The organism is Streptomyces hilarionis (genome assembly GCF_024539675.1).
Lineage (GTDB): Bacteria > Actinomycetota > Actinomycetes > Streptomycetales > Streptomycetaceae > Streptomyces > Streptomyces hilarionis.
The window spans coordinates 1-8674 of record NZ_JAHHIT010000241.1; the positions used below are offsets into that span (position 1 = coordinate 1).

Annotated in this window: 10 protein-coding genes; 7 read left to right on the forward strand and 3 right to left on the reverse strand. The window is 74.1% G+C overall.

Annotation, left to right across the window (positions count from 1 at the left end; translation table 11 throughout):
• Nucleotides 1–299 precede the first annotated feature (299 nt).
• Entirely contained in the window at nucleotides 300–734 is a 435-nt protein-coding gene (locus KMS84_RS36330; protein ID WP_256920809.1) for an Hsp20/alpha crystallin family protein, read from the forward strand.
• A 124-nt stretch (nucleotides 735–858) separates the two neighbouring features.
• Nucleotides 859–1290 carry a DUF2267 domain-containing protein gene (locus KMS84_RS36335; protein ID WP_256920810.1) on the forward strand — a complete coding sequence of 144 codons (432 nt, stop codon included), beginning with the start codon at nucleotides 859–861 and terminating at the stop codon, nucleotides 1288–1290.
• 47 nt (nucleotides 1291–1337) lie between these two features.
• On the opposite strand, the gene KMS84_RS36340 is transcribed toward KMS84_RS36335, so the two are convergent.
• Complete coding sequence (locus KMS84_RS36340; RefSeq protein WP_256920811.1) at nucleotides 1338–2516, reverse strand: spore photoproduct lyase family protein; 1179 nt, start codon at nucleotides 2514–2516, stop codon at nucleotides 1338–1340.
• A gap of 227 nt (nucleotides 2517–2743) precedes the next feature.
• Entirely contained in the window at nucleotides 2744–3226 is a 483-nt protein-coding gene (locus tag KMS84_RS36345; protein WP_256920812.1) for an SRPBCC family protein, read from the reverse strand.
• A gap of 191 nt (nucleotides 3227–3417) precedes the next feature.
• On the opposite strand from KMS84_RS36345, the gene KMS84_RS41165 reads away from it, so the two are divergent.
• From KMS84_RS41165 to KMS84_RS36365, 5 genes are all read left to right on the forward strand, one after another.
• Nucleotides 3418–3732, forward strand: a complete 315-nt coding sequence (locus KMS84_RS41165) for a hypothetical protein (RefSeq protein WP_306425513.1) — start codon at nucleotides 3418–3420, stop codon at nucleotides 3730–3732.
• Nucleotides 3729–4751, forward strand: a complete 1023-nt coding sequence (locus tag KMS84_RS36350; RefSeq protein WP_306425514.1) for a serine hydrolase domain-containing protein — start codon at nucleotides 3729–3731, stop codon at nucleotides 4749–4751. The genes KMS84_RS41165 and KMS84_RS36350 overlap by 4 nt, the downstream gene beginning before the upstream one ends.
• Complete coding sequence (locus KMS84_RS36355) at nucleotides 4748–6400, forward strand: alpha/beta hydrolase (protein ID WP_256920813.1); 1653 nt, start codon at nucleotides 4748–4750, stop codon at nucleotides 6398–6400. Before KMS84_RS36350 ends, KMS84_RS36355 begins: the two co-directional genes overlap by 4 nt.
• A gap of 73 nt (nucleotides 6401–6473) precedes the next feature.
• A complete protein-coding gene (locus KMS84_RS36360; protein ID WP_256920814.1) occupies nucleotides 6474–6899 on the forward strand; it encodes a DUF6003 family protein in 426 nt (141 codons plus the stop codon).
• Nucleotides 6900–7096: 197 nt separating this feature from the next.
• Nucleotides 7097–7432 carry a YnfA family protein gene (locus KMS84_RS36365; protein ID WP_256920815.1) on the forward strand — a complete coding sequence of 112 codons (336 nt, stop codon included), beginning with the start codon at nucleotides 7097–7099 and terminating at the stop codon, nucleotides 7430–7432.
• Nucleotides 7433–7526: 94 nt separating this feature from the next.
• Here KMS84_RS36365 and KMS84_RS36370 read toward each other — a convergent pair whose 3' ends face one another.
• Nucleotides 7527–8246 carry a glycoside hydrolase family 75 protein gene (locus tag KMS84_RS36370; protein ID WP_256920816.1) on the reverse strand — a complete coding sequence of 240 codons (720 nt, stop codon included), beginning with the start codon at nucleotides 8244–8246 and terminating at the stop codon, nucleotides 7527–7529.
• Between the last annotated feature and the right edge of the window lie 428 nt (nucleotides 8247–8674).

Sequence of the window (8674 nt, forward strand, 5' to 3'; positions counted from 1 at the left end):
CCTCCCCGCCCGGCTCCGCACCCTTCCCCCCGGCCGGGAAGCGGTCGTCCGGCGTCGTCCCGGCCGTGCGCAGGGCCTCGTGGATCGTGTGGAGCGCCGCGGCGGCCAGGAAGGAGGAGGGGGTGACGTCGCGGGCGCGGGCGACGGACTTGTCGTCGGTGGTCATGGGGCCTCCTGGCGCACTGTCATCGTGTCGACGACACTCGGCTTGTCATCACTTCGATGACATGTTACAACGATGGCAGGTCAACCGCATCGGCAGTCACAAGCCGACCCGAACTCACTGGAGGTGTCCCCCGATGCTCATGCGCACCGACCCGTTCCGCGAGCTCGACCGACTCACCCAGCAGCTCCTGCACACGCCCGGCACCTGGTCGCGGCCGTCGGCGATGCCGATGGACGCCTACCGCGAGGGCGAGGAGTACGTCATCGCCCTCGACCTGCCCGGCGTCTCGCCGGACGCGATCGACGTCGACGTCGAGCGGAACATGCTGACCGTCAAGGCCGAGCGGCGGCCCGTCGCCAAGGCGGACGACGTGCAGATGGAACTCTCCGAGCGGCCCCTGGGCGTGTTCTCCCGCCAGGTCGTGCTGGCCGACACCCTGGACACCGAGCGCATCAAGGCCGACTACGACGCGGGTGTGCTCACCCTGCGCATCCCGATCGCCGAGCGCGCCAAGCCCCGCAAGGTCGCCATCGGCGGCGGCTCCGCCCACAAGGAGATCCGCGGCTGAGCCCGCTTCCCCGCAGCGCCGCACCACCCCCCCCATCCCCGACCGCGAGCGACGTCGGCGGCCGGCGGGCGAGCCCCGGCCGCCGACGCGCGCGCCCCGGACGAGAAAGGCATCCGCGTCACCGATGATTTCGCTGCAGGAACGCCCGACCACCGTCGGCACGACGTTCGAGCAGATGCTGGAAAGAGTGCGGTACGAAGGCGCGTACCCGACCCGCGCCCGTGCCGAGGAGTCCGTGCACGCCGTGCTGGCCGCCCTCGGCCGTCAGGTCACCGGCGACGAGCGCGTGGAACTCGCCGCCCGGCTGCCGCGGGAGGCGGCGCGCGTCCTCACCGCCGAGATCCCCGCCACGGAGAGCCTCACCGGCTGGGGCTTCGTCAAGGACCTGGCCTCGGGCACCGGCGGCACGCCCGCCACCGCCCGGTGGGACGCGGGCACCGTCCTGCGGGTCGTGGCCCAGCTGGCCGGTGAGGACCTCCTCAGCCGGATCCTCGCCCGGCTGCCCGCCGGCTACGCCCTGTTGTTCGGCCGCGCCGAACTCGTCCAGGCGGCCTGACGCGACGGGGAGGGGCGCCTCGTGACCCCGTCGCGTCACGCCCGGGCTCAGAACGCGTACCGGATGCGCAGCCAGGGCGCCCGGTCGGCGACCAGCGCACGGAGCCGCTCCACCGCCCGCGCCTTGCCGGCGGCTGCGTAGCGGACGTTCAGGGCGCCGTTCTCGGAGCGCTTGGTCTCCTGTAGGTCCGGCCGCCACAGGACCTCCTCGGCCTGCGGGTGCCAGCCCAGATTGACCTCGTGCAGCTCCTGGTTGTGCGTCAGCATGATCACCTCGGCGGCGGCCTGCCGCTTCACCCGGTCCGGCAGGACGTCGTCGAGGTGGTCGAGGAGTTCGGCCCACGCCTCCTCCCAGCCGGGGCGGACGACGACGGGGGAGAGGTTGAAGTGCACCTCGTACCCCGCGTCCAGGAAGTCGGCGGCGGCGGCGATCCGCTCGGCGACCGGCGAGGTCCGCAGGTCCAGCAGCCGGGAGTCCTGCGGGGGCATGACCGAGAAGCGGACGCGGGTGCGGCCGCCCGGGTCCAGCGCCAGCAGGTCGGGGTTGACGAACTTGGTGGCGAAGGAGGCCTTGGCGGTCGGCCACTGCCGGAAGGCGTGCACGAGATCCGCGGTGTTGTCGCAGATCAGAGCGTCCACCGAACAGTCGCCGTTCTCGCCGATGTCGTACACCCAGGCCTGTGGGTCGCACTGGTTGGGCTCGGGCTTGGGGCCCTGCCGGGCGATGTGCCGGCCGATGTGAGCGATGATCCGGTCGATGTTGGTGAAGACGGTGACGGGGTTGGCGTACCCCTTGCGGCGCGGCACGTAGCAGTAGGCGCAGGCCATCGCGCAGCCGTTGGAGGCGCCCGGGGCGATCCAGTCCGCCGACCGGCCGTTGGGGCGGGTGCGCGGCGACTTCCGCTCGCCGAGGACGAGCGTCTCGCCCTTGACGCGCACCCAGCGCGCGACGTTGCCCTCGTTGCCGTGCAGTCCGGGGATGCCCCAGTGGGACGCGACCTCGACGACCCGGGCCCCGGGGAACCGGGCGATGATCTGCCGGCCGCGTGGGGAGGCCGCGGCCGCCGGTTCGGCGTGGATCTCGCGCACGGGCAGCAGTCGGCGCGCGGTGTCGGAGTCACGGAAGGACGGCCGGGCCGGGTTGCGGACCGTGGGCCCGGGACCGAGGGCGTCGAGTCCGAACAGGGCGTCGGGGTCGTGGTCCGTGCCGGTGGACGGGCGTCGCATGAACGTTCCGGTGGGGTAGCGGTGGGTCTGACCGGGCCGAAGACGGATGAACCGCACCCTCAACTGTACGGGTCGCCAGGCCCGCCCGGCCGCCGCTGCGCGACCTGCCGGCGCACCCCGGCCGCGTCGGCGGAACGGCCCGTGTCCCCTTCCGGGCGGCCGGCGGAGCGCCGGGCCGATCATCAGATCGCGTCGCGTCGTGTCGGCTCGGGGCGCGCTCCGTCGAATCAGCGGGCGGCCGTGCTGCGCTCCCGGGAGCGTTTCGACCGTTCGGAGCGCTCCTGCTCCTCGCAGACCCCGGCGAGCCGGGCGAGCATCGCACGGTGCCGCAGCTGGATCAGCGCCTCGGCGCCGGCGTTGTGCAGCCGCCCGCCCGCGCCCTGCAAAGGGTGTTCGTCGACGATGACCAGGCAGTGCTCGCCCCAGGGACGCAGCTCGATGGCGATCCGCGCGGTGCCCAGCACGCCCGCGTGCGCCTCGAGCTCCAGCTCCGAGCCCTCCTCGCAGTGCCGGACGACCGTCTCGTTGGTCAGCCGGAGCGGGCCGAGGCGCACCTCGTAGGCGATCGCCGCACCGACCTGCGGCCACCGGCCCCGCACGGGTTCGGACGACGCGGTCCCCACCACCCAGTCCGCGTAGCGGCTGCCGTCCGAGAGAACGGCCCACACGGTCCGCGGACTCACCTTGATCAGACGATGCCGTACCGCCACACCACACCTCCAGGACACCGGGAATCGGTCCCCTGCCAAGTGCCCGGCCCGGCGCAGACCAACCAGGACACAGCGGACCCGTCCGTCCGCGCCGGGGGCCACCCCGAAGCGCATCGGTGGTGCTGGCACCCCTCGCAGCCGGGCGCTGGCAGGAGTGATTCGAGGGCCCGGGAACCCTAACGTCACACCGCATGCGACTTCTCCATCATCCACGCGCGGCGACGGCGACGGCCGCCCTGGCCGCCGCCCTGGCGCTGGCGGCGTCCGGCTCCCCGGCCTCCGCCTCCGCGGGCGCGTCGGCCCGGCCCGCCGCCTCTGCGCACCCGTCCGCCGCCGAAACCGCCTCCTTACCCGGCTGCGGACCGCACACCGCCCTGCATCGGACCCTGCGCAGACTGACCGAGGCGGACGGCCTCGCCGGGGCCGCCGTCGGCGTCACCGATCCGGTGTGCGGCCGCTGGAACGACGCGACCGGAACGGCCGACCTCGCCGCGGGCCGCCCATGAACGCCCGGGACCGGCTGCGGGCCGGGAGCGTCACCAAGACGTTCACCGCGACGGTCCTCCTCCAGCTCGCCGCCGAACACCGCGTCGACCTGGACGAGCCCGTGGCCCGCCGGCTCCCGGGGCTGATCGCCGGCAACGGCCACGACGGCCGGAAGATCACCGTGCGACAGCTGCTCCGGCACACCAGCGGGCTCCCCGACTACCTCGACGCCCCGGAGTGGCAGCACGTGGAAAGGCTGCGCTACCGCCACTTCACCCCGCGCGAACTGATCGCCCGGGCCCTGACCCTGCCGGCCCCCGGGCCGCCGGCCGGCTCCGGCTTCCACTACGCGACCACCAACTACCTGGTCGCCGGTCTGGTCATCGAGCAGGTCACCGGCCGGTCGGCCGAGTCGGAGGTCACCCGCCGGATCATCCGGCCGCTGGGCCTGCGCGACACCTACTGGCCCGGCGACGACCCGCGCCTGCGCGGCCCGCACTCGCACAGCTACTACGCGCCCGGCGCGGACGCGGCGCGCACGGACGGCACCGACTGGAACATGACGTTCGGCGGCGTCGGCGGCGCACTGGTCTCCTCGCCGGGCGACCTGGAACGGTTCTTCGGCGCCCTGCTCGACGGCCGGCTGCTGCCCCCGGAGCAGCTGGCGCAGATGCGCCGCACGGTGGCCGCCGACCCGGACCGGCTGTGGCCGGGCGCCCGCTACGGCCTGGGACTGATCTCCAGCCCGCTGCCCTGCGGCGGGGTGTGGTGGGGCCACGCGGGGACCGTGCCGGGTGGTCATCGCGCGCTCGGCGCGGTGGGTCCCGGCGGGCGCCGCGTCGCCGTCGCGCTCAACGAGGTCCCCTCCACCGAGCAGGCCGAAGCCGACTTCCGCGCGGTGGTCGAGGCGGCCCTGTGCGAAGGCCGCCCGTCGCGGTCCCCCGCCTCGCCCCACGCCCCGCGCGGCCACGCCACCGCGCCCCCCGCCCCGCGCGCGCCCGACGCCCGCAACCCCCGCACCGCCAAGGAGTCCGCATGAGTCTGCGTGCCACGGCGCTCGCCCTGACCGCCACCGCGGGTCTGGCCGTCCTGCCCACCGGGGCCTCACCCACGGGCTCCGCCCCGGCCCCGGCCGTCGCCTCCGTCGCCGCAACGCGCGCGACGACGGCCACCGGCACGGCCGCCGAGGCGTCGACCACCGCGCCCGCACGGGCGTCGGACGATGCCCTGGCCCGTTACCACCACCAGCGGCTGACCTGGAAGAGCTGCGTCCTCGGCCCGGGCGACGCCACCGGCGAGGCCCTGGAGAAGGCAGGGGCCCGCTGCGCCGACGTCACCGTGCCCCTCGACTACAGCCGTCCCGACGGCCGTACGATCACCGTCGCCCTCTCGCGGATCAGGGCGGCCGACACGGCCCATCGGGTCGGCGCGCTCCTGCTCAACTCCGGCGGCCCCGGCGGACAGGGCATCGCCGACCCGCCGTGGGTGCACGACGCGATGAAGGACGTGGCCGGTCGCTACGACATCGTGGGGGTGGACCCCCGGTTCGTCGGCCGCAGCACCGCGCTGGACTGCGGCTGGCCCACGGGCAGTCCCTTCCGCTGGGCCGGCGAGGACCGGGCCGGCTTCGCCCGCGTGACGGCCCTCGCCCGGGACCTGGCCGACCGGTGCCGCACGACGCACGCGGACGTGCTGCCGTACGTCACCACCCGCAACACCGCACGCGACATGGACGTCGTCCGCGCGGCCCTCGGCGAACGCCGCATCTCCTACCTGGGCTACTCGTACGGCACGTACCTCGGCGAGGTCTACGCCACGATGTTCCCCGGCCGCATCGACCGCATGGTCCTCGACGGCGTGATCGACCCGGCCCGCTACAGCCCCCGGCTGCTGGTCGGCACCGAGGACGCCAACGAGCGGGCGCTGGGCCACTGGGCCGCCTGGGCCGCCGGCAGGGACGCCGAGTACGGCCTGGGGACGACCCGGAAGGCCGTCCTGGCCACCGTCGACCGCATCGTCCGCACGGCCGCCGAGCGGCCCCTGGTCGTCGGCGGAGGGGCGTCGGGGACCTACCGACTCGACGTCCACACCGTGCCGTTCGTCGTCTTCAACGGCCTGTCGGACGACACCGACGAGGCCCGGCGGTCGTTCGCGTCCGCCGTCCGCACCCTGCACCGGGCCGCCCAGGGCCGGCACGCCGAACCGGACGCCGACTTCGCGAGCGGCCTGGACTTCCTGTTGAAGGGCGGCGACGGCGGATCGGCCTACGGCAGCGTGCAGACCGCGATCCTCTGCGGCGACGCTGCCGCCCCGCGCGACCCCGACGTCTACTGGCGGGACGTGCGGCGCAGCCGTCGACTCCACCCGCTGATGGGACCGTTCACCCACGACATCACCCCGTGCGCGTTCTGGGACCGCCCCCGCGAACGCCCCACCGCCGTGCGGCACGACTTCCCCGCACTGATGGTCAACGCGACGGGCGACCCCCGCACCGTCTACGCCGGGGCGAGCGCGATGCACGACGCCTGGCCCAGCTCGCGCCTGGTCACCGTCACCGGCTCCGACCGGCACGGCGTCTACGGGGCCTACGGCGACGAGTGCGCCGACCGCACGGTCAACGCCTACCTGCGCACCGGTGAACTCCCGGCGGCGGACGTCACCTGTTCGGGCCCCCGGTCGGGACGGTAATTCCGCCGCGGCGGGGTAAAGGGACGTCGACCGGCCGCCCCCCACGCGGCCGCTCCCCGCAGAAGGAGTGAGCATGACCGACGACGCCTACCTGTTCCTGCTCGACGACGCGACCATCACGCTCGGCGTCTCTCCGGCCGCCGTCGGCGACCTCGCCTGCATGGACACCCCCGCCGTGCGGGCGTGGCTGGCCGCGCAGGACAGCTCGGCGGCCTCCCCGCTCCTGCGGCTGCTCCCGCCCGAGGAGCGGGGGGCCGTCCCGGAGGGAGCGGAGCGTCTGCCGGTCCCGCTGAGCGAGGAGGAGCTGGCCCGGGTGCGGCGGCAGGCGGCTCCGGCGGCGCTCGCGGACGTGGAGGAGGAACTCCTCGCGTACCGGGACAGTGCCGACGGCCGGGACGAGCTGATCGGACGGGCGCTGGCCGCCGGTGTGTCGCCGCACCGCGTCGTCGAACTGACCGGCGTGGACCCGACGACGGTGACGGCGGCCGCCGGCCGGTGACGCCGGTGTGCCGCTGACCCCCGCACACCGGCGCCACCGGCACACCGACGGACCCGCACCCGCACCGCTGACCCGCACGACGCACACGCGCCGCCGACACGCTCCACGACCCCGCACGACGGGACACGGCCGTGGGCGGCGCCCGGCGGCGCCCCGGTCCTCTTCGCCTCCGGGGGCCGCCGGTAGCCTCGACGACCATGACCGTCGTGCGTTCCGTGTCCCTGTTCGTCGTCGCCGCCCTGTTCGAGATCGGCGGCGCCTGGCTGATGTGGCAGGGCATCCGCGAGCACAGGGGCTGGGCGTGGATCGGCGCCGGCGTGGTCGCGCTGGGCCTGTACGGAGCCGTGGCCACCCTCCAGTCGGACGACGACTTCGGACGCATCCTCGCCGCCTACGGCGGGATCTTCGTCGCGGGCTCGATCGCCTGGGGCATGGTCGCCGACGGCTACCGCCCGGACCGCTGGGACGTGGTCGGCGCTCTGGTCTGCCTCGCCGGCATGGCCGTGATCATGTACGCGCCCCGCAGCCGCTGACGCACCGTCACCCACGACCCGAGCCCGCCCCGGAGGCTCCAGCCGGCCCGGGCCGTCGTCCGCCCGGACGGAGCCCCCCGCCCGCAGGGCCCCGCTAGTTGTTGCGCAGGAACGTCTGGGCCAGCCTGTCGCCGAGGGTCACGGCCGCGCTGTGACTCTCGATGGGGGACACCTGGGAGTTCTTGAACAGGATGTAGGTGACGCCGGAGTCGGTGCCGCCGTTCTCCGGGTCCGGGTCGATGCCGAGGGCCTTGGCCGTCGCGTACGAGGCCTCGCCGATGATCTTCGTGGGCCCGGTGTCGCCGACGACGGCGTACTCGACCTTGTTCTGGTAGACGACGGCGACGACACCGCCGCCCTTGATGCCGGCCGAGCCGTAGTTCCAGATCGAGCTGGAGCTCGGAACGACCACGTAGGGGAGGGTGTCGGCGCGCAGCGGCTTGCCGTTCGACTGGTGGAAGGCCGTGTCGTCCTGGTACCAGGGGTCGGTGTCCTCGCTGCACTTGGACGTCCGCTGGCCGTCGCAGTCGACGTCCATGTCGGCCTTCCAGAAGACCGCGCCGTTCTTGCCGCACACCGGCACGGTGGCCGAGGTCTCGTCGTCGGTCTTGTACTTCCCGTTCGATATCTGCGAGCAGGACGTCACCTTGGCGAGCAGGTCCGCGGCGCTCACCGAGCCCTCCTGCGCGGAGGCGGGGGCCGCGGCGCCCCGGCCTGAGCCGGCGGCGAGTCCGGAGGCGTTGGCGGGGAGGGCGGCGCCGGCGAGGAGGGCGGCGCCGACGGCCGCCGCGAGGGTCAGGGTTCGAGAGCGCACGGTGGGGGGACCCTTCTGTTAGGAAACTTTCCTTACGGGTGCCGTACAAGGTGGCCCCTCCCCGTCGGAGTCGTCAAGCCCCTTGCGTCTTCGGGACTTTGGCCGGAAAAGGATCCGACCTCATCGGTCCGGACCATTGACCCGGCCGGGTTCGACCGGGACTCTGTTCCACGCCACCAGCCCACAGCGTGAACCTGATGCACGGATGTGAACATCCGGCGTCCCCTTGGGGCACTCCCGGCACTTCGCGCGCCCTCCGCCCCGAAAAGCGAGCACGCCTCCTGCGCGAGCAGCCACCGTCCACCCATCGAACGGAAGGGATCCTTCAGCAGACATCGGAGGACCGGGCCCCCGGGGCGGGAAAGCCGCCCGCCGCTCGGCCCGCGAGAAGCCCTGCCCGCAGCCCCGTTCCCACCCCTCTCCCCACC

Bases quoted from the DNA above. Each gene is read 5' to 3' on its own strand.
- KMS84_RS36330 (WP_256920809.1), top strand. From the start codon at position 300: ATGCTCATGCGCACCGACCCGTTCCGCGAGCTCGACCGACTCACCCAG.
- KMS84_RS36335 (WP_256920810.1), top strand. From the start codon at position 859: ATGATTTCGCTGCAGGAACGCCCGACCACCGTCGGCACGACGTTCGAG.
- KMS84_RS36340 (WP_256920811.1), bottom strand. From the start codon at position 2,516: ATGCGACGCCCGTCCACCGGCACGGACCACGACCCCGACGCCCTGTTC.
- KMS84_RS41165 (WP_306425513.1), top strand. From the start codon at position 3,418: ATGCGACTTCTCCATCATCCACGCGCGGCGACGGCGACGGCCGCCCTG.
- KMS84_RS36350 (WP_306425514.1), top strand. From the start codon at position 3,729: ATGAACGCCCGGGACCGGCTGCGGGCCGGGAGCGTCACCAAGACGTTC.
- KMS84_RS36355 (WP_256920813.1), top strand. From the start codon at position 4,748: ATGAGTCTGCGTGCCACGGCGCTCGCCCTGACCGCCACCGCGGGTCTG.
- KMS84_RS36360 (WP_256920814.1), top strand. From the start codon at position 6,474: ATGACCGACGACGCCTACCTGTTCCTGCTCGACGACGCGACCATCACG.
- KMS84_RS36365 (WP_256920815.1), top strand. From the start codon at position 7,097: ATGACCGTCGTGCGTTCCGTGTCCCTGTTCGTCGTCGCCGCCCTGTTC.